The sequence below is a fragment of the Streptomyces sp. JH14 genome (genome assembly GCF_029428675.1).
GTDB lineage: Bacteria > Actinomycetota > Actinomycetes > Streptomycetales > Streptomycetaceae > Streptomyces.
In genome coordinates this window covers 2,319,703-2,343,107 of record NZ_JAJNEL010000001.1, presented here as the reverse complement: position 1 = coordinate 2,343,107, position 23,405 = coordinate 2,319,703, and the positions used below count along the sequence as shown (strand labels likewise).

At 71.3% G+C, this 23,405-nt stretch carries 19 protein-coding genes; 12 read left to right on the top strand and 7 right to left on the bottom strand.

Translation table 11 applies throughout. The annotated features are described in order from the left end of the window. Window positions 1-130 precede the first annotated feature (130 nt). From speB to LRD69_RS10525, 5 genes are all read left to right on the top strand, one after another. Complete coding sequence (gene speB / locus LRD69_RS10545; RefSeq protein WP_277326306.1) at window positions 131-1,108, top strand: agmatinase; 978 nt, start codon at window positions 131-133, stop codon at window positions 1,106-1,108. Then, window positions 1,105-2,790, top strand: coding sequence for a thiamine pyrophosphate-binding protein (locus tag LRD69_RS10540; RefSeq protein ID WP_277326305.1), 1,686 nt, complete (start codon window positions 1,105-1,107; stop codon window positions 2,788-2,790). Before speB ends, LRD69_RS10540 begins: the two co-directional genes overlap by 4 nt. Window positions 2,791-2,820: 30 nt before the next feature. Continuing rightward, window positions 2,821-3,258, top strand: a complete 438-nt coding sequence (locus tag LRD69_RS10535; protein WP_277326304.1) for a hypothetical protein — start codon at window positions 2,821-2,823, stop codon at window positions 3,256-3,258. Between the two features lie 142 nt (window positions 3,259-3,400). After that, window positions 3,401-4,393, top strand: coding sequence for a serine hydrolase (locus LRD69_RS10530; protein WP_277326303.1), 993 nt, complete (start codon window positions 3,401-3,403; stop codon window positions 4,391-4,393). Window positions 4,394-4,553: 160 nt separating this feature from the next. Next, a complete protein-coding gene (locus LRD69_RS10525) occupies window positions 4,554-8,300 on the top strand; it encodes an ABC transporter ATP-binding protein (protein WP_277326302.1) in 3,747 nt (1,248 codons plus the stop codon). An 18-nt stretch (window positions 8,301-8,318) separates the two neighbouring features. Here LRD69_RS10525 and LRD69_RS10520 read toward each other — a convergent pair whose 3' ends face one another. Further along, window positions 8,319-8,807: a hypothetical protein gene (locus tag LRD69_RS10520; protein ID WP_277326301.1), complete on the bottom strand. Its 489-nt coding sequence runs from the start codon at window positions 8,805-8,807 to the stop codon at window positions 8,319-8,321. Window positions 8,808-8,995: 188 nt separating this feature from the next. On the opposite strand from LRD69_RS10520, the gene LRD69_RS10515 reads away from it, so the two are divergent. Beyond that, entirely contained in the window at window positions 8,996-9,424 is a 429-nt protein-coding gene (locus tag LRD69_RS10515) for a hypothetical protein (RefSeq protein ID WP_277329686.1), read from the top strand. A gap of 104 nt (window positions 9,425-9,528) precedes the next feature. Then, window positions 9,529-11,019, top strand: coding sequence for a S28 family serine protease (locus LRD69_RS10510; protein ID WP_277326300.1), 1,491 nt, complete (start codon window positions 9,529-9,531; stop codon window positions 11,017-11,019). Between the two features lie 111 nt (window positions 11,020-11,130). Here the strand turns inward: LRD69_RS10510 and LRD69_RS10505 are convergent, their stop codons facing one another. Then, on the bottom strand, window positions 11,131-12,960 hold the full coding sequence (locus LRD69_RS10505) for a glycoside hydrolase family 3 protein (RefSeq protein ID WP_277326299.1): 1,830 nt from the start codon (window positions 12,958-12,960) through the stop codon (window positions 11,131-11,133). A gap of 152 nt (window positions 12,961-13,112) precedes the next feature. Next, window positions 13,113-14,027, bottom strand: coding sequence for a LysR family transcriptional regulator (locus LRD69_RS10500; protein WP_277326298.1), 915 nt, complete (start codon window positions 14,025-14,027; stop codon window positions 13,113-13,115). Between the two features lie 100 nt (window positions 14,028-14,127). On the opposite strand from LRD69_RS10500, the gene LRD69_RS10495 reads away from it, so the two are divergent. Then, complete coding sequence (locus LRD69_RS10495) at window positions 14,128-15,036, top strand: EamA family transporter (RefSeq protein ID WP_277326297.1); 909 nt, start codon at window positions 14,128-14,130, stop codon at window positions 15,034-15,036. A 9-nt stretch (window positions 15,037-15,045) separates the two neighbouring features. On the opposite strand, the gene LRD69_RS10490 is transcribed toward LRD69_RS10495, so the two are convergent. Beyond that, on the bottom strand, window positions 15,046-15,834 hold the full coding sequence (locus LRD69_RS10490) for a sugar phosphate isomerase/epimerase family protein (protein ID WP_277326296.1): 789 nt from the start codon (window positions 15,832-15,834) through the stop codon (window positions 15,046-15,048). Window positions 15,835-16,113: 279 nt separating this feature from the next. Further along, on the bottom strand, window positions 16,114-17,178 hold the full coding sequence (locus LRD69_RS10485) for a LacI family DNA-binding transcriptional regulator (protein WP_277326295.1): 1,065 nt from the start codon (window positions 17,176-17,178) through the stop codon (window positions 16,114-16,116). A gap of 107 nt (window positions 17,179-17,285) precedes the next feature. On the opposite strand from LRD69_RS10485, the gene LRD69_RS10480 reads away from it, so the two are divergent. From LRD69_RS10480 to LRD69_RS10470, 3 genes are read left to right on the top strand one after another with little or no spacing between them, the layout of a single operon-like run. Next, on the top strand, window positions 17,286-18,437 hold the full coding sequence (locus LRD69_RS10480; RefSeq protein WP_277326294.1) for a Gfo/Idh/MocA family oxidoreductase: 1,152 nt from the start codon (window positions 17,286-17,288) through the stop codon (window positions 18,435-18,437). After that, window positions 18,434-19,579 (top strand): dihydrodipicolinate synthase family protein, encoded by a 1,146-nt coding sequence (locus tag LRD69_RS10475; protein WP_277326293.1) that lies wholly within the window; start codon window positions 18,434-18,436, stop codon window positions 19,577-19,579. The genes LRD69_RS10480 and LRD69_RS10475 overlap by 4 nt, the downstream gene beginning before the upstream one ends. Next, window positions 19,576-20,406, top strand: a complete 831-nt coding sequence (locus LRD69_RS10470) for a sugar phosphate isomerase/epimerase family protein (protein WP_277326292.1) — start codon at window positions 19,576-19,578, stop codon at window positions 20,404-20,406. Before LRD69_RS10475 ends, LRD69_RS10470 begins: the two co-directional genes overlap by 4 nt. Before the next feature lie 188 nt (window positions 20,407-20,594). Here LRD69_RS10470 and LRD69_RS10465 read toward each other — a convergent pair whose 3' ends face one another. Both LRD69_RS10465 and LRD69_RS10460 read right to left on the bottom strand, forming a co-directional pair. After that, window positions 20,595-21,398: a cache domain-containing protein gene (locus LRD69_RS10465; protein WP_277326291.1), complete on the bottom strand. Its 804-nt coding sequence runs from the start codon at window positions 21,396-21,398 to the stop codon at window positions 20,595-20,597. Beyond that, a complete protein-coding gene (locus LRD69_RS10460; protein WP_277326290.1) occupies window positions 21,352-22,170 on the bottom strand; it encodes a GntR family transcriptional regulator in 819 nt (272 codons plus the stop codon). Before LRD69_RS10460 ends, LRD69_RS10465 begins: the two co-directional genes overlap by 47 nt. Before the next feature lie 113 nt (window positions 22,171-22,283). On the opposite strand from LRD69_RS10460, the gene LRD69_RS10455 reads away from it, so the two are divergent. Beyond that, window positions 22,284-23,321 carry an ABC transporter ATP-binding protein gene (locus LRD69_RS10455; RefSeq protein WP_277326289.1) on the top strand — a complete coding sequence of 346 codons (1,038 nt, stop codon included), beginning with the start codon at window positions 22,284-22,286 and terminating at the stop codon, window positions 23,319-23,321. The last annotated feature ends 84 nt before the right edge of the window (window positions 23,322-23,405 follow it).

The following is a 23,405-nucleotide window of genomic DNA, read 5'->3' as shown; positions in this document are numbered from 1 at the left end:
AATCGCCGGACGGGCACATCGAGCCCGTCCGGCGGTTGGGGACGGAACCCGTTGCGGGGGGCACCCCGCACACTTGAACAACGAATGAACGCCCACAAAGCGTGCACCACCTCCTCAGGAAGGCACCCACATGAGCAGCAACGAAACGCCGCGCGGCCCCGTCGACTCCTCCCGCGTCCCGCGGTACGCCGGTCCCGCGACGTTCGCGCGGCTGCCCCGCCTCGATGAGGTCGGCACCGCCGATGTCGCCGTCGTCGGCGTGCCCTTCGACACGGGGGTCTCGTACCGCCCCGGCGCCCGCTTCGGCGGCAACGCCATCCGTGAGGCGTCGCGCCTCCTGCGCCCGTACAACCCGGCGCAGGACGCCTCGCCGTTCGCCCTCGCGCAGGTCGCCGACGCCGGTGACATCGCCGCCAACCCGTTCAACATCAACGAGGCCGTCGAGACGATCGAGGCCGCGGCCGACGACCTCCTCGGCACCGGCGCCCGCATGATGACGCTCGGCGGCGACCACACCATCGCGCTGCCCCTGCTGCGCTCCGTCGCGAAGAAGCACGGCCCCGTCGCCCTGCTCCACTTCGACGCCCACCTCGACACGTGGGACACCTACTTCGGTGCCGAGTACACCCACGGCACGCCGTTCCGCCGCGCCGTCGAGGAGGGCATCCTCGACACGTCCGCGCTCTCCCACGTCGGTACCCGCGGCCCGCTGTACGGCAAGCAGGACCTCGACGACGACGCCAAGCTGGGCTTCGGCATCGTCACCTCCGCCGACGTCATGCGCCGCGGCGTCGACGAGGTCGCCGACCAGCTGCGCCAGCGCATCGGCGACCGCCCGCTGTACATCTCCATCGACATCGACGTCCTGGACCCGGCCCACGCGCCCGGCACCGGCACCCCCGAGGCCGGCGGCCTCACCTCCCGCGAGCTCCTCGAGATCGTCCGCGGGCTGTCCTCCTGCAACCTGGTCTCCGCCGACCTGGTCGAGGTCGCCCCCGCGTACGACCACGCGGAGATCACCTCCGTCGCGGCCTCCCACACCGCGTACGAGCTGACGACGATCATGTCCCGCCAGATCGCGGCGGCGAAGGGAACCCAGGGCAAGTGAGCCACGACCACCACGACGAGCGCCCGCAGCTCACCCCCGAGCAGATCGCGGCCGCCCTGAACCCGCCCGCCGGACGCAACGGCGGCGACCTCGTCGTCGAGACGCTCCAGGGCCTCGGCGCGACCACCGTCTTCGGCCTGCCCGGGCAGCACGCGCTCGGCATGTTCGACGCGCTGCGCCGCTCCTCCCTCTCGTACGTCGGCCTGCGCGTCGAGAACAACGCGGGCTTCGCCGCCGACGCCTACGGCCGGATCACCGGCGAAGTGGCGCCGCTGCTGCTCTCCACCGGCCCGGGGGCCCTCACCTCCCTCGCCGCGCTCCAGGAGGCGGCGGCCGCCTCGGCGCCCGTGCTCGCCATCTCCAGCCAGATCCCGACCGCGGGACTGGGCGGCGGCCGCCACGGCTACCTGCATGAACTCCGGGACCAGAAGGCGTCGTTCCGCGACGTCGTGAAGTCCGTCCACACCGTCCGTACGGCGTCGCAGATCCCCTCCGCGATCGCCGCCGCCTGGGAGTCCGCGCTGACGGCCCCGCACGGCCCGGTCTGGATCGAGATCCCGCAGGACGTGCTCCTCGCCGAGACCACCCTGCCGGTCGTCACCGCGATGGACGCCACGCCGAAGCCCCTGCAGGCCCGGCCCGAACTGACCGCCGTCGCAGCCCACCTGCTGGCGAACGCCGAGCGCCCGGCGATCATCGCGGGAGGCGGAGTCGTACGCTCCGACGCGTCCGGCAAGCTGCTCGCCCTCGCGGAGAAGATCGACGCCCCGGTCGTCACCACGTTCGGCGGCAAGGGGGCCTTCCCCTGGGAGCACCCGCTCTCGCTCCAGTCCTGGCTGGAGGACCGCCACACGACGGACTTCCTCGAAGCGGCGGACGTTCTGCTCGTCGTCGGCTCCGGACTGGGTGAACTCTCCTCGAATTACCACACGTTCAGCCCGCGCGGCCGGGTCGTCCAGATCGAGGCGGACGCCGGGAAGCTGGAGTCCAACCACCCCGCGCTCGGCATCCACGCCGACGCCCGCGAGGCCCTCTCCGACCTCCTCGAAGCGGTCGACCGCCGCGAGGACCCGTCGGCCCCGGACCGCGTCCGTACGGTGCTCGAAGCCGTCCGCGACCGGATCGACGGTCAGGACCTCACCCTGGAGCAGCAGCTCGTCGCCTCGGTGCGTGAGGCGCTGCCCGACACGTCCCCCAGCTTCTGGGACATGACGATCCTCTCCTACTGGGCCTGGTCCGCGTTCGACGCCCGCCACCCCAACACCATGCACTCGGCGCAGGGCGCGGGCGGCCTCGGCTACGGCTTCCCGGCGGCGCTCGGCGCGGCGGCGGCCGACCGCACGAAGCCGGTCCTGGCGGTCTCCGGCGACGGCGGCGCGATGTACTCGATCGCGGAGCTGGCCACCGCCCGCCAGTACGACCTGCCGGTCACCTGGCTGATCGTCGACGACGGCGGCTACGGCATCCTGCGCGAGTACATGACGGACGCGTTCGGCGAGGCCACGGCGACGGAACTGTCCCGCCCGGACTTCGTCGCCCTCGCCGAGTCGTTCGGCGTCCCGGCGGTCCGTACGACGCCCGAGAAGCTCGCCGACGACCTGGCGAAGTCGTTCGCGGAGCCCGGCCCTTCGGTGGTCGTGCTCCCGGCACTGCTGAGGATGTTTGCGCCGACACACCTGTAGTCGGACGGCCGGATGGTGCACCATGCTGCGGTGAGCAGCATGGTGCACTTCTTCGTCGCGGCCGACGACCGCATGGCCGCAACCGCCCTCGAACACGGGCCCGACGGTTCGTTTCCGTCGCTGACCTGCGGGAACTTCGATGCCGATCTGGCCCTGATCGAATGGGCGAGTCTCTTCACGGGGCGCAGCTTCGACGAGCTGCTGCAGTCCGGCGAACCCCGGGACGTCGCCGGTGACGACGACGGCTCGGGCTCTCTCGTGGTCGCGGCGCCGGACGGCCTCGTCACCGACCTGAGCGTTGCGACGGACACCCGTCTCGACCGGCTCGCCGGCCTCTGGACCCGGCAACGGGCGGCGGAGGGCGACGCGTTCGACCGGGAGCTCGCCCTCGACATCCTCACCGGCCTGGCCGCCCTGGCCCGCACGGCGGCGAGCGACGGGCAGGGGCTCTACTGCTGGGTGGCCTAGGGCCCTCCGGCTCTCCCGGGGCCTCGCGTCACAACTCGGCCGTCCGGGCTGCGCGCGTACAACTTTCCGGCCGGTCAGGAGTCTTCTGTGTGCCGGGTGTGCAGGGGGCGCACCGCGCAGACCACTCAGGGGGACACGTCTGATGACGGACCAGCCTCGAATATCCCGCCGCGCGCACACCGTTCTCGCCGTCACGCTCGCCGCAGGCGTACTCGCACCCGTGACGCTCGCCGCCACGCCGGCCGCGGCCGCGACGCCGACCGTGAGCTGTACCTCCGGCAAGGCGGGACTCGCCGCCAAGCTGTCGAAGGACATCACCGCCGTGCTCAAGGGGCGCAAGTCGACCACGGCGATCGCGCTCTACGACCGGACCACGAAGACGTCGTGCACGTTCCGGTCCACGAGCAGGTACGACTCCGCGAGCGTCGTGAAGGCGACCGTCCTCGCCACGCTGCTCTGGGACAACACGAAGCACAACCGCTATCTCACGCAGCGCGAGATCGATCTCAGCACCGCCATGATCACCAAGTCCGACAACAACGCGACCACCAGTCTGTGGAATCAGCTCGGCGTGGCCAAGGTGAACGCGTTCCTGAAGGCCGCGGGCATGACGCACACCGTGCCCGGCTCCGGTGGCTACTGGGGGCTGACCCAGATCACCGCGCAGGACGAACTCAGACTGCTGACCCTGCTGACCGCCAGGAACTCCGTGCTCAGCGACAGCGCGCGGGCGTACGAGCTCGGCCTGATGCACAAGGTCATCTCCTCGCAGCGCTGGGGGACACCCGCCGGTGCCCCGTCCGGGGTGACCGTGCAGGTGAAGAACGGCTGGCTGCCGCGCGCCACGCACGGCTGGCGGGTGCACAGCATCGGCGCGTTCACCGGAAAGGGGCACGACTACGGGATCACCGTGCTCACCCAGGACAACAACACGATGAACGACGGCGTCAACACCATCCAGGCCGTCGCCCGGGCCATCCACAAGGACCTGAACGCGGCCGTCCCGCCGAACAGGAGCATCACTGCGCCGCCGATCAGGCGCATCACTGCGCCGCCCCTGCCGCAGGAAGCGGTCCCGGCGGTTCCGGAGGCGCCCGCCGTGCCGATGGTGACGGCGACGCCCGGGTCCTCCTAGACCGCCGGGGCCGCGACCCGCCCGTCGGCCCTCCGCCCGAAGACGTACGCCGGACCTCCACGGTCCTACGCCGAAGGGCGGGTCTTTGTGACGGCGGGATGAAAATCGCAGCTGATCGCGTTGGTTCCTTCCGGTAGAGCAGGTCCAACGGGAGGTATCGGTGACGGACGGCGACACGGGCACGGACGTGGAGCAGCGGGGCTGGGCCCGGCGGCTGGCCGGCTACGCATGGCGCTACCGGCGCAATGTGCTGCTGGCTCTCGGCTCGTCGCTCGCCGGCATGGCCGTGATGGCGGTCGTCCCGCTGATCACCAAGGTGATCATCGACGATGTCGTCGTCGACCACACCCGGTCCCTCGGCGTCTGGACGGGGCTGCTGATGGTGGCCGCCGTGCTCGTGTACGCATCGACGTACATCCGCCGCTACTACGGCGGCCGGCTGGCACTCGACGTACAGCACGATCTGCGGACCGGGATGTACGGGACGATCTCCCGGCTCGACGGGAAGCGGCAGGACGAGCTGTCCACCGGTCAGGTCGTCGGGCGCGCCACCAGCGACCTGCAGCTGATCCAGGGGCTTCTGTTCATGCTCCCGATGACCATCGGGAACATCCTGCTCTTCCTCATGTCCCTGGCGATCATGGCGTGGCTCTCGCCGCTGCTGACCCTGGTCGCGCTCGCCGTCGCCCCCGCTCTCTGGTTCATCGCCCGCCGCTCCCGCACCCGGCTCTTCCCCGCCACCTGGTACGCCCAGGGGCAGGCCGCCGCAGTCGCGACGGTCGTCGACGGGGCCGTCTCCGGTGTCCGGGTCGTCAAGGGGTTCGGGCAGGAGGAGCAGGAGACCGGCAAGCTGCGCGAGGTCGGCCGGAAGCTGTTCGCCGGGCGGCTGCGCACGATCCGGCTGAACTCCAGGTACACCCCCGCCCTCCAGTCGGTCCCCGCGCTCGGCCAGGTGGCGATGCTGGCCCTCGGCGGCTGGCTGGCCACCCGCGGCGAGATCACCCTCGGTACGTTCGTCGCGTTCTCCACCTATCTCGCCCAGCTCGTCGGACCGGTCCGGATGCTGGCCATGGTCCTCACCATCGGGCAGCAGGCCCGTGCCGGTGTGGAGCGCGTACTCGAACTGATCGACACCGAGCCGACCATGCGGGACGGCACGGTGGAGCTCCCGGCCGACGCCCCCGCCAGCGTCGAGTTCGACGACGTACGGTTCGGGTACGACCCCGAGCGGCCGGTCCTCGACGGGTTCTCGCTGACCATCGAGCCCGGCGAGACCGTCGCCGTCGTCGGCGCGTCCGGCAGCGGGAAGTCCACCGTCTCGCTCCTCCTGCCCCGCTTCTACGACGTGTCGCACGGCGCCGTCCTGGTCGGCGGCCACGACGTCCGTGAGCTCACCCACGACTCGCTGCGGGCCGCCATCGGCCTCGTGCCGGAGGACAGCTTCCTCTTCTCCGACACGGTCCGCGCCAACATCGCGTACGGACACCCGGACGCCACCCAGGAGGAGATCGAGCAGGCCGCCCGCGCCGCCCAGGCCGACGGGTTCATCGCCGATCTGCCGCTCGGCTACGACACCAAGGTCGGCGAGCACGGACTCACCCTCTCCGGTGGTCAGCGCCAGCGCGTCGCGCTCGCCCGCGCCATCCTCACCGACCCCCGGCTGCTCCTCCTCGACGACGCCACCTCCGCCGTCGACGCCCGCGTCGAGCACGAGATCCACGAGGCGCTGGCGCAGGTCATGGCGGGCCGCACCACCCTGCTGATCGCCCACCGCCGGTCCACCCTCGGCCTCGCCGACCGGATCGCCGTCCTGGAGAAGGGCCGGCTCGCCGACATCGGTACGCACGAGGAGCTGGAGGCCCGCTCCCCGCTGTACCGGCGTCTGCTGACCGACCCCGACGAGCTGGGCGGTACCTCTCCGGGCCACCAGCCGGCCGGGGCCGGCATGTCACCCGAGGACGACCGCGCGTTCCAGGAGGAGCTGGAAGCCGATTTCGACGCCGAGCAGGGCATCAGCCCCGGGCTCTGGGTCCGCAAGGAGAAATCCCGCGACACCGGCGCGGCCGACATGCCGGCCACCCCCGAGCTGCTCGCCCAGGTCGAGGCGCTGCCCCCGGCCACGGACACCCCGGACATCGACGAGGCGCGCGCCGTGCGCTCCGAGGAGTCGTACGGGCTGCGCGGGCTGCTACGCGGCTTCGGGCTCCCGCTGCTGGTGAGTCTGGCGCTCGTCGCCGTCGACGCGGGCATGAGCCTGCTCCTGCCGGTACTGATCAGGCACGGCATCGACCAGGGCGTCACCCGGATGGCACTCGGCGCGGTCTGGACGGCCTCCGTCCTCGCGCTGCTGATCGTGCTGGTGCAGTGGGCGGCACAGATCGGCGAGACCCGGATGACGGGCCGCACCGGCGAGCGGGTGCTCTACTCACTGCGGCTGAAGATCTTCGCGCAGCTCCAGCGGCTCGGCCTCGACTACTACGAGCGCGAGCTGACCGGCCGCATCATGACCCGGATGACGACGGACGTGGACGCGCTGTCCACGTTCCTGCAGACCGGCCTCGTCACGGCGTTCGTCTCCGTCGTCACGTTCTTCGGCATCATGGCCGCGCTGCTCGTCCTCGACGTGGAGCTGGCGCTGGTCGTCTTCGCGACGCTTCCGGTGCTGGTCGTCGGCACGTTCTTCTTCCGCCGCAGGAGCGTCAAGGCGTACGAGCTGGCCCGTGAGCGGATCAGCGTCGTCAACGCCGACCTGCAGGAGTCCGTCTCCGGCCTCCGTATCGTGCAGGCGTTCCGCCGCGAGCGGGACGGCGCCGAGCGGTTCGCCGGCCGCAGCGACCACTACCGCGAGGCCCGGGTCCGCGGTCAGTGGCTGATCTCGGTCTACTTCCCGTTCGTGCAGCTGCTCTCGTCGGTGGCCGCGGCCGCGGTCCTCATCGTCGGCGCGGGCCGGGTCGACGACGGCACGCTCACCACGGGTGCCCTTGTCGCGTATCTGCTCTACATCGACCTGTTCTTCGCGCCGGTGCAGCAGCTCTCCCAGGTCTTCGACGGCTACCAGCAGGCGACGGTCTCGCTGGGCCGCATCCAGGAACTCCTCCGGGAGCCGACCTCCACCGCCGACGCCGAGAAGCCGCTGGACGTGCTGTCGCTGCGCGGCGAGATCGCGTTCGAGGACGTGTCGTTCGCGTACGGCTCCGGCGACGACGAGGAAGAGGCCCTCACTGGCATCGACCTGCGGATCCCCGCCGGTCAGACCGTCGCGTTCGTCGGCGAGACCGGCGCCGGGAAGTCCACCCTCGTCAAGCTCGTCGCCCGGTTCTACGACCCGACGGGCGGCCGGGTCACGGCGGACGGCACCGACCTGCGCCACCTCGACCGCACCGCGTACCGGCACCGGCTCGGAGTCGTCCCGCAGGAGGCGTATCTCTTCGCGGGTACGGTCCGTGACGCCATCGCCTACGGGAGGCCGGACGCCACCGACGCACAGGTGGAGGCCGCGGCCCGGGCGGTCGGCGCCCACGACATGATCGCCACACTGGACGGCGGCTATCTGCACGAGGTCGCCGAGCGGGGCCGCAACCTCTCGGCGGGCCAGCGCCAGCTGATCGCGCTCGCCCGCGCCGAACTCGTCGACCCGGACATCCTGTTGCTCGACGAGGCGACCGCCTCCCTGGACCTCGCCAGCGAGGCCCAGGTCAACCAGGCGACCGACCGGCTCACCGGCCGCCGCACCACCCTCGTCGTCGCCCACCGGCTGACCACGGCTGCCCGCGCCGACCGGGTCGTGGTGATGGACCACGGCCGGGTCGTCGAGGACGGCACGCATGACGAACTCCTCGCCGAGGACGGGCGCTACGCCGTGCTGTGGCGGACCTTCATCGGGGAGGACGAGCCCGCGGGGGTGTGAGCGGCCGGGCGTACGCGATCAGCGGATGCCGGAGATCTTTCCGGTCTGCAGGTCCGACTGCACGGTCAGATGGCTGTACAGGGGGTGCTTGCCGCCGCTCCAGGTCAGCCGCACCTTCGACCAGGTGTGACCGCCGCCGCTGTCGCCCCGGGTGACCTTGAAGGCGATCGGTGTGTTCTGGGCGCGCAGGACGCCGTCCGCATGGTTGCGCGTCTCCCAGGAGCGCAGCTGCGAGCGGAGCGCTGGCGTGAGATAGAAGGACCTCAGGGCGGTGGCGAGCTTGCCGCCGCCCTCGGCTGTGACGGCGTCGATGTAGGCGCCGTAGAAGTGGGCCACCTGCTGGTAGGCGGGGGTGGACGCGGCGCGCACCGCCGCCGGGGCTGCCGGGGCCTGCGGGGCGGCTGCGGCCGGGGCCACGGAGGCGGCGGCGAGCAGAGCGGCCGCGATCAGGGTGCGGCCGGCGGTGCGGCGACGGCGGAGGCCGGGTGCATGGCGGAGCGGGATCACGACAGGTCCTGTCTTTTCGTAGGGGTATGTCCTGCTTGATCAATGGTGTGGCGGTTCGTTTGCGCCGGATGCATAGCGCGCCGGGTGCAACCTCCGGATGGCCTCTCGCGTCGTACGCATGTGCGCATCTGCGTCGGGTAGGAGCGCGAGTGTTCGATGGGGTGGATGGGGTGAGGGGTCTGCTGGGGATCAGGGGAACCGGAAGTGCGGCAAGGGGAAGCGTCGGCGGAGGGCGCCGGGCATGCGCGCGGCTGCTTGTCCCGGCGCTGGTGGGCGCCGTCGGGCTGGTGCTCGGCGGTACCGGAGCGAACAGCGCCGAGGCGGCATCGGTGTGCAGCGGACGGCCCGCGGAGACGGTGAAGTTCGCGACCGGCGAGCTGCGTGTGTACAAGAGCCGCGGCTATGCCTGTGCGGTGGCGGTCACGACGAAGCCGGGCAAGCGCCGCGCGATGTCCGTCCTGATCCAGGCGCGCGGTGGCGGGCCGGTCGTCGACAGCGGCCGGTTCACCACGCTGGCCGGCCCGGTGACGGTGCATGCGCTGCACCGGTGCGTACGGGCCTCGGGCTCGGTCGCGGGCGCCTCGGCCTCCACGGGATGGATCCTCTGCTCACGTTGACGGACACGCGATGTTCACGCTGACGCTGTGACAACAGGGTCTGGCGGGCCGGGTGTTGCCACCGCTAGGTTCACGCTGAATGCTGTGAATCAAGGGGAGGGTGTATGCGCAAGACGCTCAGAGGTTTCCTGTCGCTGGCGGTGCTCATAGGCACAGTGGGCGCGACGGGTGCCTCGGCCGGTGCGGCCACCGCCGCTGAACCGGCCGCGTTGGAGTCCGCCCAGGCCGCCGCGGGCAGTGACAGCGATACGAACGCGGACATCAAGGACCGCATCCTGGCCATCCCAGGAATGAGCCTGATCGAGGAGAAGCCGTACGCGGGCTACCGCTACTTCGTCCTCAACTACACCCAGCCGATCGATCACCGGCACCCGTCCAAGGGCACGTTCCAGCAGCGGATCACCCTGCTGCACAAGGACACGTCCCGTCCGACGGTCTTCTACACCAGCGGTTACAACGTCTCCACGAACCCCAGCCGCTCCGAGCCGACCCGGATCGTCGACGGCAACCAGGTCTCGCTGGAGTACCGCTTCTTCACCCCGTCCCGCCCGGCGCCCGCCGACTGGTCGAAGCTCGACATCTGGCAGGCCGCCAGCGACCAGCACCGTGTCTTCACCGCGCTGAAGCAGATCTACTCCAAGAACTGGCTGGCCACCGGCGGCTCCAAGGGCGGCATGACCGCCACGTACTTCGAGCGCTTCTACCCCGAGGACATGGACGGCGTCGTCGCGTACGTCGCGCCGAACGACGTGGTCAACAAGGAGGACTCGGCGTACGACCGGTTCTTCGAGAAGGTCGGCACCAAGGAGTGCCGCGACCGGCTGAACGGGGTGCAGCGCGAGGCGCTGATCCGCCGCGAGCCGCTGGAGAAGAAGTACAAGGAGTACGCCGCCGCGAACGGCTACACCTTCAACACCGTCGGCTCGCTCGACAAGGCGTACGAAGCCGTCGTCATGGACTACGTCTGGGCGTTCTGGCAGTACAGCCTGCTCGCCGACTGCGAGTCCATTCCGGCCGACGCCGCGACCGCCCCCGACCAGGCGATCTGGGACTCGGTCGACAGCATCTCCGGCTTCTCCGCCTACGCGGACCAGGGCCTGAACACGTACACACCGTACTACTACCAGGCGGGCACCCAGCTCGGCTCCCCGGACATCGAGCAGCCGTGGCTCGGCAACCTCAGCCGGTACGGGTACCAGCCGCCGCGCAACTTCGTGCCGCGTGACATCCCGATGAAGTTCCAGCCGTCCGTGATGCGTGACGTCGACAGCTGGATCAAGCACCACGCCCACCACATGCTGTACGTGTACGGGGAGAACGACCCGTGGGGCGCGGAGCGCTTCCGCCTCGGTGCGGGCGCCCGCGACAGCTACGTCTACACGGTGGCCGGCGGCAACCACGGCTCCAATGTGGCCGGTCTCGCCGCCGACGAGAACGCGAAGGCCACCGCGGCCGTGCTGCGCTGGGCGGGTGTCGCCCCGGCGGCCGTGCAGTCGGACCCGGCGAAGGCGAAGCCGCTCGCGCCGTACGACGCGCGGCTCGACAAGCGGGACGTGACGAGCGAGCGCAGGCAGGGCCCCGCGCTGCGGCCGTAACAGCCCTGAAGGCCGGAACGGCGTGACGTGTGCCGGGACGCGGTGTCCCGGCACACGCACGCACGCCCGGTCCGCCTGACGTACACGACAGGCGGACCGGGCGTCCGGCGGTCAGTACGTCAGGCCGTAGCCGATCGGGTACAGCACCTGCGTCGCATCGTCGGCCCGCTGCACCGCTACCGGCAGCCTGCCCCCCGGTTCGGCGTGGCCTGCGATCACCCGTGCGGCCGCCCGCAGTTCGACGTCCGTCCAGGAATACGTGGCCAGGCTCGCCGCGTGGGCGGGCAGTTGGGCGATGTCGTACGGGTTGCGGATCGCCACCGTGATCACCGGCACACCGGTCGCCACGAGCGCACTGACCAGGGTGCGCTGCGAGTTGGTCGCCGACACGTTGTACGTCCCCACGACCACCGCGTCCTTGCCCTGCGCGGCCGCCACCGCCTCGGCGATCTTCGCCTGGGTGGGCGCGGTGCCGGTGGACAGTGCGGTCGCCGTGTGACCCAGTTCGCCGAAGGCGGTGGCGAGCGTGGTGGTCGGCGGCCCGGTGGTGCCGGACGGAGAGGCCGGATCGGCGCCGACCACCAGCAGGTTCTTGTGGGAGCGGCGGGACAGCGGCAGCACCGCACCATCGTTGGTGAGCAGCGTCGTGGTGTTCTCTGCGATCCGGTCGGCGGCGGCGAGGTGCGACCGGGTGCCGACGACACGGTCCACACCCCGGTGGGTGACGAACGGGTCGTCGAACAACCCCAGCTTCGTCTTCAGCCGCAGGACGCGCAGGATCGATTCCTCGAGCCGGGCCTCGCTGATCTCACCGCTCTTCACGGCATCCAGGAGCCCGTTCCAGGAAACGTCGAGGTCCGGCGGGTTCAGCAGCTGGTCCACGCCTGCCTGCAGGGCGAGGACGGGCACGCGCGCGTCGCCGTACTTCGTCCGCACGCCCTCCATGCCGAGCGAGTCCGTGATCACGACACCGTCGTAACCGAGCTCCTCGCGCAGGATGCCGGTGAGGATCGGCCGGGACAGCGTGGCCGGGTCCTCGGCCGGGTCGAGCGCGGGGACGACGATGTGCGCGGTCATGATCGCGTCGATGCCGGCGGCGATCGCGGCCCGGAACGGCGGCGAGTCCAGCTCGGCCCACTGCTCGCGGGTGTGGTGGATGTACGGCAGGCCGGTGTGGCTGTCGGTGTTCGTGTCACCGTGGCCGGGGAAGTGCTTGGCCGTCGAGGCGATCCCGGCGCTCTGGTACCCCTTGACCTGGGCGGCGACCATCGCGGCCACGGCCTGCGGATCGGCACCGAAGGAACGTACGCCGATGACCGGGTTGGCCGGGTTGACGTTGACGTCGGCGTCCGGGGCGTAGTTCTGGTTGATGCCGATCGCGGCCAGCTCGGCGCCCGCGATCTGCCCGGCCTGCCGGGCGTCGGAGCGCGAACCGCCCGCGCCCAGCGCCATGGCGCCCGGCATCAGCGTGGCGGGCTCGCCGACGCGGCAGACGATGCCGTGCTCCTGGTCGGTGGAGATGAGCAGCGGCAGGGGAGTGGGGCCGGCGAGACCGGCGCGCTGGATGCCGTTGGAGAGATCGGCGATCTGGTGCGGGTCGCGGGTGTTGTGCGCCCAGGCGAAGTAGATGATGCCGCCGACGTGGTACTTCGCGATCAGCTCCGCGGCGGTACGGACCCCGATCTCGGCCAGGTTGGCGTCGATGTCGGCCTGGTCGGGCTCGGTGGCGGAGTGCCCGTACACCCGCATCACGAAGAGCTGGCCGACCTTCTCCTCCAGGCTCATCCGGGAGATGAGCTGCTTGAGGCGCTTGGTGGTGGAGGCGGAGTGGGAAGCGGAGGCTGCGGCGGCTCCCGGGGCGGAGACCGCGCCGGTCGCGGCCGCTGCGACGGTCGCGGCGGTGACGGTGAGAAGCGTGCGTCTGGAGGTGCGGTGTTGCACGTGAGCTCCTTCGGCCGTACTCGGTGACGAGGGGGTGGTGAAAGAAACTTCCAAGGGTCACGGATATCCAGAAAGTAACTTCCGGTCAAGAGGGCGGTCCGACAAACGGATCGGACATCGCTCGTGCGCAGCTCGCGCGGCCCCACCGCCCCTTACCCCGGCACCAGTCCCACCGCGGCTCCCCGCTCCTGCAGCGCCGCCACCGCCGCCGTGATCGCGGGCCGCCGAGCCGCCTCCGTACGCCACAACGCGTAAAGCCTGCGCACCGGTACGGGATCGAGCTGCACCGCCACCACCCCGGCCGGCAGCGGCCCCCGGCCCAGCCGCGGGATCATCGCGACCCCGAGACCGGCGGCGAGCAGCGCCAGCTGGGTGTGGTTCTCCTCCGCCTGGTGCCGGATGTCCGGCTCGTAACCCGCCGCCCGCAGCGTCCGTACGAGCCAGTCGTGGCAGACCGTCCCCGGCGGCTGGCAGATCCACCGCTCCTTCGCCAGCTCCTCGCGCCGCACCGCGTCCCGCCCGGCGAGCCGGTGGCCCTCGGGCACCAGAAGATCGCACCGGTCGTCGCCGATCACGGCCTGCGCCACGCCCTCCGGGGCGGGCAGCGGGGCGATGTCCCAGTCGTGCGCGACCGCCAGGTCGATCACGCCCTTGGCGACGAGATCGACCGACAGATGGGGATCGACCTCGGTCAGCCGGATGTCCAGGGCCGGATGGTCCCGGTCCAGCCCGGCCAGCACGCCGGGCAGCAGACCGCGCGCGGCGGAGGCGAAGGCGCCGATGGACAGCTGTCCCGTGGGCAGTCCCCTGCGCTCCTCCAGCGTCGTCTCCGCGCGCTCCACGATCGCCAGCAACTGCTGGGCGGTGGCTGCAAGATGGAGGGCGTCCTCGGTGAGCGCGACCCCGCGACCGCGCCGCTCCAGCAGCGTCGTGCGGGTCTCCCGCTCCAGCTTGGTGATCTGCTGGGAGACCGCCGACGGGGTGTAGCCGAGCGCGGCGGCGGCGCCCGCGACAGAACCGTGGACGGAGACCGCGTGCAGGGCGCGCAGCCGGGACAGATCGAGCACCGGAACCTCCCGGGTCCACCGGAATCGTTAGCGATGCTCAATTCCATCATGAAGAAATCCGCGCTGGTGCTACATGGTCCGGGCGGGCGAACCTCGGTCCATGCGTCCCCTTCACATCGCCCTGGCCGCCCTGGTGGCTGCCGTCTGGGGTGTCAATTTCGTTGTCATCGAGGTCGGCCTCGGCCACTTCCCGCCGCTGCTCTTCTCCGCCCTGCGCTTCCTGGTGGCCGCACTGCCCGCGGTGTTCTTCGTCGGGCGCCCCAAAGTGGCCTGGAAGTGGATCGTGAGCGTGGGGCTGGTTCTGGGCGTGGCGAAGTTCGGTCTGCTGTTCATCGGCATGGACCGGGGAATGCCCGCCGGACTCTCCTCCCTGGTGCTTCAGGTCCAGGCGGTCTTCACCGCCCTGTTCGCAGCGGTCGCGCTCGGCGAACGGCCGGGCAGAGTCCGGGTGTCGGGCATGGCCGTGGCCGTTGCGGGCATCGGGGTGGCGGCGATCGACGAGGGGGCGAGCGGCCCGGTGCTCGCCTTCGTGCTGGTGATCGCGGCGGCGGCCTGCTGGGGCGTGTCGAACGTCCTGACCCGCAAGGCCGCCCCGCCGGACTCCCTCAACTTCATGGTCTGGGTCTCGACCGTGCCCGTACTGCCGCTGCTCGGCCTCTCCCTGCTCTTCGAGGGCGGGCGCCGCGACGCCGACGCGCTGGCCGCGCTGGACTGGAGCGGCGTCGGCATCATCGTGTACGTCGCCTGGATCACCACCGTCTTCGGCTTCGGGGCATGGGGTTTCCTGCTGCGTCATCACCCGGCGTCGTCCGTGGCCCCGTTCACCCTGCTCGTCCCGGTCTTCGGAATGTCCTCGGCCGCGCTGTTCCTGGGCGAGTCGGTGAGTCCGCTGCAGTGGTGTGCGGCCGCCCTGCTGGTGGGCGGGGTGGCGCTGACGTCACTGGCGGGCACGCGCCGACCGCGCCCCGCGGCGACGGAGACCGCGGAACCACAGCCGGCGCGTGCCTGAACCGGGCGTCTACTCCTTCGGCGCGCCCAGCCGCGCAAGATGGTCGCGTCCCGCGTCCAGCAGTGTGGGCAGCTCGGCCGCGGCCGGGTGCCAGCGCTTCTCGTACTCCCAGCAGACCCAGCTGCCGGGGTCCAGGGTGTCCAGGCACGCCCGGAGCGGCAGCACCCCGGCGCCGAGGGGCAGCGGCCGGGTGTCCTCCGCCGACGCGATGTCCTTCACCTGCACGTATCCCAGGTGCGGGGCGAGCACCGCATGGCTCGCGGCCGGTTCCTCGCCGGCCAGCCAGGTGTGCATGATGTCCCACAGCGCACCGACCTGCCGGTGCCCGACCATCCCCACGACGCGGGCCACGTCGGCGCCGGCCCGGTGCGAGTCATGGGTCTCCAGGAGGATCCGCACGCCCAGGTCGGCGGCGTGCGGAGCGGCGGCACCCAGCCGGCGGGCGGCGTTCGCGTCGGCCACGTCCGGGTCCAGCGCGCCACCGCCCGGGAAGACCCGGACGTTCGCCGCGCCGAGATCCCGCGCCAGCTCCACCAGGGCGGCGATCTCGTCCAGCACCGGCTGGTCGTCCCCTTCGGCGGCGACCCGGGCGTACCCGGCGAGGGTCAGGATCTCCACCCCGCCCCGCTTGAACTCATCCGCCACGTCGGCGCGTTCGGCCGGGGAGAGCCCCGGGTGCACCGGCTCCTCGGGGTGGGCGCGCAGCTCCACCCCCTGATAGCCGTGCTCGACGGCGAGCCGGATGACGTCGGCGACCGGCATCCCCGGCACACCGAGGGTCGAGAAAGCGAGCTTCACGATTGCGTGTTCCTTCCGTCGGTACGTGCCCCTGCGCCTGGCGGACCGGATGTTCCTGCCGGACCGGACAGCGGCCCGCACATCATCGGCCCACGGCACGCGGTACGGGTACCCGCGACCCGGCGGCGCAATCAGCGGGCGCCGTCGGCGACGGACAGGGCGTCGGTCCTGACCGCGGTCTCCCGACGCCGTCCGGCGCATCCCGGGCGCCGGCGGTCTGCATGGGTGCGACTGTCGTGCGGACCCCCGAACGCCGGTTGCTCCACGATTTCGCGGAGGTCACTTCCGCGGCGGCGCCGTCGACCCCCGCACCATCAGCTCCGCCGTGATCGTCGCGATGCCCCCCGGCGGCGGTGTCTCCTTGCCCATGGCCAGCCGGCCCGCCCGTGCCCCCGCCTCGAACAGCGGCAGCCGTACGGTCGTCAGCGCCGGGACCGCGTCCACCGAGAACGGCAGGTCGTCGAAGCCGGCTACGGAGATGTCCTCGGGGATGCGGAGCCCGCGGTCCCGGACGGCGGCGCACGCGCCCAGTGCGACGGTGTCGTTGGCGGCGACGATCGCCGTCACCTCCGGTTCGCGGCGCAGGAGTTCGAGCGTCGCGTCGTAACCGGACCGGCGGTCGTACGGGCCGTGCACGGTGAGGCGTTCCTCGCCGCCGCCCAGCCCGGCGGCCCGCAGCGCGTCGTGGTGGCCCTCCAGCCGGTGGCGGGTGGTGGTCCGCTCCACCGGCCCGGCGACGTAGCCGATCCGCCGGTGGCCGAGCGAGACCAGATGGTCGGTGAGACGCCGGCCGCCGCCCCGGTTGTCGAAGGCGAGCGCCGCCACGACCGCCTCGCTCTCCGGCAGCGGGGGCCGCCCGCACAGCACGATCCGGGTTCCCGCGTCCGCGAGCTTCGCCAGTTTCGCGGCCATCGCGGCCTGGTGGGCCGGGTCCTCCACGGCGCCGCCGGTCAGGACGACGGCGGCGGCGCGCTGGCGCTGGAGGAGGGTGAGGTAGGTGAGTTCGCGTTCGGGGGAGCCGCCGGTGTTGCAGACGACGGCGAGCTTCTCGCCGCCGGCCCGCCCGGATCCGTCGCCCGGGCCGCCGATCTCGGTCTGCGCCGCTCCCGCCATGATCCCGAAGAACGGGTCGGCGATGTCGTTGACCAGAATGCCGACCAGATCGGATGTGGCGGCCGCGAGTGAGCTGGCCGGTCCGTTCAGTACGTAGTCCAGGTCGTCCACCGCGCGCAGCACCCGCTCCCGGGTGGACGCCGCGACCGGGTAGTTGCCGTTGAGCACGCGCGAAACGGTCGCGGGCGACACCCGGGCGCGAGCCGCCACGTCCGCCAGGGTGACTGTCATCGCATCCTCCGAAGGTTTTGGGCCGGGCCCTTGTCCGGGCCGCTGTCGGCAGGCTAGCGTCATACCGTATAGAAAGCGCTTGCTAAGGCTGTATGGAGGGGAACTTCGTGACACGCAGGACAGTGCGCATCGCCATGAACGGCGTCACGGGTCGCATGGGATACCGGCAGCACCTGGTGCGTTCGATCCTCGCGATCCGCGAGCAGGGCGGCCTCGACCTCGGCGGCGGCGAGGTGCTGTGGCCCGAGCCCGTCCTCGTCGGCCGCCGCGCCCACGCGCTGGAGGAACTCGCCGCCCGGCACGGTCTGACCGAGTGGTCGACCGATCTCGACGCGGTCCTCGCGGACGAGCGCGTCGACATCTACTTCGACGCGCAGGTCACCTCGGCCCGCGTCGAAGCGATCAAGAAGGCGATCGCCGCGGGCAAGCACATCTACACCGAGAAGCCCACCGCCACGGACGTCGAAGGGGCCCTGGAGCTGGCCCGCCTCGCCCGCGATGCCGGCATCAAGCACGGCGTGGTCCAGGACAAGATCTTCCTGCCGGGCCTGCTGAAGCTGAAGCGCCTGATCGACGGCGGCTTCTTCGGCGAGATCCTCTCCGTCCGGGGCGAGTTCGGCTACTGGGTCTTCGAGGGCGACTGGCAGGAGGCCCAGCGCCCGTCCTGGAACTACCGGGCCGAGGACGGCGGCGGCATCGTCGTCGACATGTTCCCGCACTGGGAGTACGTACTCCACGAGCTGTTCGGCCCGGTCACGACCGTTCAGGCGCACGTCCAGACGCACATCCCGCAGCGCTGGGACGAGCAGGGCAAGCCGTACGCCGCCACCGCGGACGATGCCGCGTACGGCATCTTCCAGCTGGCGAGCGGCGCCGTCGCGCAGATCAACTCCTCCTGGGCCGTCCGCGTCAACCGCGACGAGCTCGTCGAGTTCCAGGTCGACGGAACGCACGGCTCCGCGGTCGCCGGACTGCGCAACTGCCGCGTCCAGCACCGCTCGGCCACCCCCAAGCCGGTCTGGAACCCGGACCTCCCGGTCACCGAGCCGTTCCGCGACCAGTGGCAGGAAGTCCCGGACAACGCCGTGTTCGAGAACGGCTTCAAGGCCCAGTGGGAGCTCTTCCTGCGCCACATCGTGCTCGACGAGCCGTACACCTGGGACCTTATGGCGGGCGCCCGCGGTGTGCAGCTCGCCGAGCTCGGCCTCACGTCGTCCGCCGAGGGGCGCCGCCTGGACGTACCGGAGCTGACCCTGTGACCATCCGTCTCCCGCAGGGCCCGTACGAACCCCGCACCACGCCGCTCGACCTGGCCCCGGGCGGGGCGCCGCTCACCTCCCGTACGGTCTTCTCGGCGGCCCATGTCGTCGCCGACCCGTACGCCGATATCAGCCCCGACGGCCCCGCGGCCGTCGACTGGGACGCCACCCTCGCCTTCCGGCGCCACCTCTGGTCGCACGGCCTCGGTGTCGCCGAAGCCATGGACACCGCCCAGCGGGGCATGGGCCTGGACTGGGCCGGCGCCGCCGAACTCATCCGCCGCTCCGCCGCCGAAGCGAAGACGGTCGGCGGCCGGATCGCCTGCGGCGTCGGCACCGACCAGCTCCCCGCCGGCCCGGCCACGCTCGCCGGGGTGAAGGCCGCGTACGAGGAGCAGCTCTCCCTCGTCGAGGAGAGCGGCGCCCAGGCCATCCTGATGGCGTCCCGTGCGCTGGCCGCCGCGGCACGCGGCCCCGAGGACTACCTGGAGACGTACGCGCACCTGCTGCGCCAGGCCTCGGAACCGGTCGTCCTGCACTGGCTCGGCCCGATGTTCGACCCGGCGCTGGAGGGCTACTGGGGGTCGACGGACCTCGACGCCGCCACCGACACCTTCCTGAAGGTCATCGCCGACCACCCGGACAAGGTCGACGGCATCAAGATCTCGCTCCTCGACGCCGAGCGCGAGATCGACGTACGCCGCCGCCTTCCCGACGGGGTCCGCTGCTACACCGGCGACGACTTCAACTACCCCGAGCTGATCGCGGGCGACGACCGGGGCTTCAGCCACGCGCTGCTCGGCATCTTCGACCCGCTCGGCCCGCTGGCCGCGCACGCGGTGCGCGTCCTGGACACCGGGGACGTCAAGGGTTTCCGTGAACTCCTCGACCCGACGGTCGAGCTGTCCCGGCACCTCTTCCAGGCCCCGACCCGCTTCTACAAGACGGGCGTGGTCTTCCTGGCCTGGCTGGCCGGCCACCAGGACCACTTCACGATGGTCGGCGGCCTGCAGTCCGCACGGTCGCTGCCGCACCTTGCCAAGGCGTACGAACTGGCCGACCGGCTGGGCCTGTTCCCCGACCCGGAGCTGGCCGCATCGCGGATGCGCGCCCTGCTCACGGTCAACGGAGGTGTCCGGTGACGGACCTGTCGCGTCTGAGCATCAACCAGGAGACCATCAAGCAGTGGTCGCTTCCCGAACTCGTCGAGGGCTGTGGCAAGGCGGGCATCGACAAGGTCGGCCTGTGGCGGGCCCCCGTCCAGGAGTACGGAGTCGAGCGCACCGCCCGGCTCCTCGCCGACGCGGGGATCTCCGTCACCAGCCTCTGCCGGGGCGGCTTCTTCACCGCACTCGACCCGGCCGAGAGGGCCCGCGCCCTGGACGACAACCGCACCGCGATCGACGAGGCGGCGGCCCTGTCGACCGACACCCTGGTCCTGGTCTCCGGCGGTCTCCCGGCGGGCAGCCGCGACCTGCACGGCGCGAGGGAGCGCATCGCGGACGCGCTGGCCGAGCTGGGCCCGTACGCGCAGGAGCGCGGCGTACGGCTGGCGATCGAACCGCTGCACCCGATGTTCGCCTCGGACCGCTGCGTCGTCTCCACCCTGGCCCAGGCCCTGGACATCGCCGAGCGCTTCCCGGCGGAGCAGGTCGGCGTGGTCGTCGACACGTACCACATCTGGTGGGACGACCAGGCGCCCGCGCAGATCGTCCGGGCGGGCGAGGGCGGCCGCATCCACTCCTTCCAGCTGGCGGACTGGATCACCCCGCTTCCCGCGGGCGTTCTCGTCGGACGGGGCCAACTCGGCGACGGCAGCGTGGACTTCCGTGCATTCCGCGAGGCGGTCGAGGCCACCGGCTTCACCGGCCCCATCGAGGTGGAGATCTTCAACGAGGACCTGTGGGCGCGTGACGGCGCCGAAGTTCTCGCGGAGGTCGCGGCCAGGTATCTGGAACACGCCTGCTGAGAGCGGGGGCCTCACACCGGGCAAAGAGATCGCAAAGGTGTGCAACCCTTTGCCGCCCTGCCGGGTCGTATGTTGCGTCGGGCGCTTCCGGGGAGGGATCCGGGGGGATCGGGAAGCCCTGACGCTGGGGGAAAACGAGAGGGGCCCGGTCTTCGGACCGGGCCTCGTTTCGCTTCCCGGGGTGCGGCTCACTCACGACGTGGCGCGGTGGGAGCCGCTGTCACCAGGACGAGCGGAACGCCGTCGCAGGGCCGCAGCCGGAGTCCGCCGTGTTCGACGTCGGTGGTCCGGCCGTCCAGTGCCGTCGCGAAGACCGGGTCCTTGGTGAGTGAGCCGACCAGGTGGTGGGGGTCGGTGGAGGCGGCGACCCGGCCGCGTGCGTTGACCAGACGGGCGGGCTCCGGCAGGCGTTGGAGCAGAGGCGTGACGACCGCTTCGAAGCGCCGCAGGTAGACGTCGGCTGCCGTCACTCCCAAGAAGCGTCCTCCGGCCGTCACCGGTGCGGAGAGAGTGAGGCTGTACTCGTCGGAGCAGAGGTAGTCGACGTACGGCCCGGCGACGGCGCGTTGCCCGGTGTCGCGGGGCAGGGTGTACCACTCCCAGTGGGTGTAGTCGGAGTACGGCGAACGCTCCGGGTCCAGGTCGAGCAACAGCGGATGCACGGACCCGTCGACGGCGGTCTGCCACCACTCGAGCCATGCCGGCACGTCGTCGAGGAGTCCTGGCGCCGCGACGAAGCCGAGCCCGGAGACCAGTTCGCACTCGGCGAGGCGGGCGTGCAGGCCCGGGCGGAGCGCGGCCAGTTCGGCGGAGACCGGACGGCGGCCGGCCGCGACGACCGGGGCGAGCAGCGCCTCGGTGTCCACAGCGGTCCTGGCCACGGCCTCGAAGACGCCTTCGAGCGCGTCGCCGATGCGGCCGGCCGCATCGGCGGCAGCGATCTCGTCAGGTGCGACCGCTCCGGCGCTTGCGGGACGGGGACTGCTGCCCATCGGGGGCCTCCTTCGGACGGGGACCGCGCGCACCGTCGGCAGAGCCGAGGCGGAGTTCGATCAGACGCGCCATGAAGGCCTGCACGCATTGCTCGGCCAGGGCTCTGGCACGGTCATCCGCCCCATCATGCACGGCCGAGATTACGGCGCGGTGACGATCCACGGAGTCCTTCAGATGCTCGTCCTCACCCAGCGGGAGGCGCAGCAGCGCCCCCAGTTCGGTCTGGAGAGTGACCTCTTCCCTGGTCAGTCGGGCGGATTGGGCGGCCGCGGCCAGCTCGACATGGAAGCGCCCGAAGATGCGACTGCGCGCCCCGGAGTCCTTGGCGTCCACCAACTCTCCCAGAGACCTGTGCAGGTGCTGCAGATCATCGGGCTCGGTGCGCTGGGCCGCGAGCCGGGCGGCGGCCCCGGACACGGCCGCCCAGTGGTCGGCGAGATCGCGGAGTTCCTCGGTGCTCCACTCGGAGAGACGGGCCAGCAGCCGGTCCTCGGCAGGGCCTTCGGGCACGGTGACGAAGCTGCCTCCGCCGCGTCCTCTGCGGGTGGTGACCAGCCCCTGCTGCCGCAACGCCATCAGGGCTTCCCGCAGGGTCACGGTGGAGACGCCGAGCTGGGCCGCGAGGTCGGTCTCGCCGGGAAGTTGCTCGCCGTCGGCGAGCAGCCCGAGATCGATGGCGTCACCGAGACGCCGCACGACGGCGTCCACGCGGGCCAGGGTGTCGACGGGTGTGAAGACGACTCTGCGGGCGCCGGGTTTGTCTCGTTTCACGATCACCACCTTGCCAGTTGGCACAGCCTTTACCTTAGCGGGGCCTTGAAATTAGAACTATGACTTCATATGTTTGCGGCCAACTTCCGACAGCACCAGAAAGGTTCCCGCCCATGGAGGGAATGGCCATTCGGTTGCAGAACCTGCGCAAGACGTTCGGCAGGACGGAGGCCGTGGCCGGAGTCGACCTGGAGATCGCGGACGGCGAGTTCTTCTCGATGCTGGGACCGTCCGGCTCCGGCAAGACCACGGTGCTCCGGATGATCGCCGGCTTCGAGGCCCCCACCGGCGGAACCATCGAGCTCGCGGGCTCCGACGTCACCCGCCTGGCGCCCTTCGAACGCGACGTGCACACCGTCTTCCAGGACTACGCGCTCTTCCCGCACATGACCGTGGAACAGAACGTCGCCTACAGCCTCAAGGTCCGCAGGGTGCCCAGGCCCGAGCGTCTGAAGAAGGCCCGGGAGGCTCTGGCGAGCGTACGTCTCGCGGACTTCGGCGACCGTCGCCCGTCGCAGCTCTCCGGGGGGCAGCGCCAGCGCGTGGCGCTGGCCCGCGCACTGGTCGGCCGGCCGAAGGTGCTGCTGCTCGACGAGCCACTTGGCGCCCTCGACCTCAAGCTCCGTGAGCGGATGCAGGTCGAGCTCAAGGCGATCCAGCGCGAGGTCGGCATCACCTTCGTCTTCGTCACCCACGACCAGGAGGAGGCGCTGACGATGAGCGACCGGATCGCGGTCTTCAACCAGGGGCGCGTCGAGCAGGTCGGTACGCCGGCGGAGATATACGAACGTCCCGCCACTCCCTTCGTCGCCGGCTTCGTCGGTACGTCGAACCTGCTGACCGACGACGTCGCGGAGCAGGTCGTGGGCGACCGGGCGACGTACAGCATCCGGCCGGAGAAGATCCGCGTACTCAAGGAATCGGCCGTCGCCGACGAGCCGCGGCACTCCCGCGCCACCGGCACCGTCGCGGAGGTCGTCTACCTGGGGGACGCCACCCGCTTCCTGGTGGACCTCGACGCGGGAGGCCGGCTCACCGCCCTCCACCAGAATCTGGACACCTCGTCCGAGGACGTCGCCGCCTTCCGTGGCTCCCGGGTCACGCTCCAGTGGCACCAACGGCACAACTTCCGGGTCCCGGAGACCCGTTGACCGCGCGCACCCGCGCAGCACAACCTCCGGGCCCCCGAGGCCCGGTGACCTCGCACACCCGCACAACCCTTCCCCGCCCGTCCC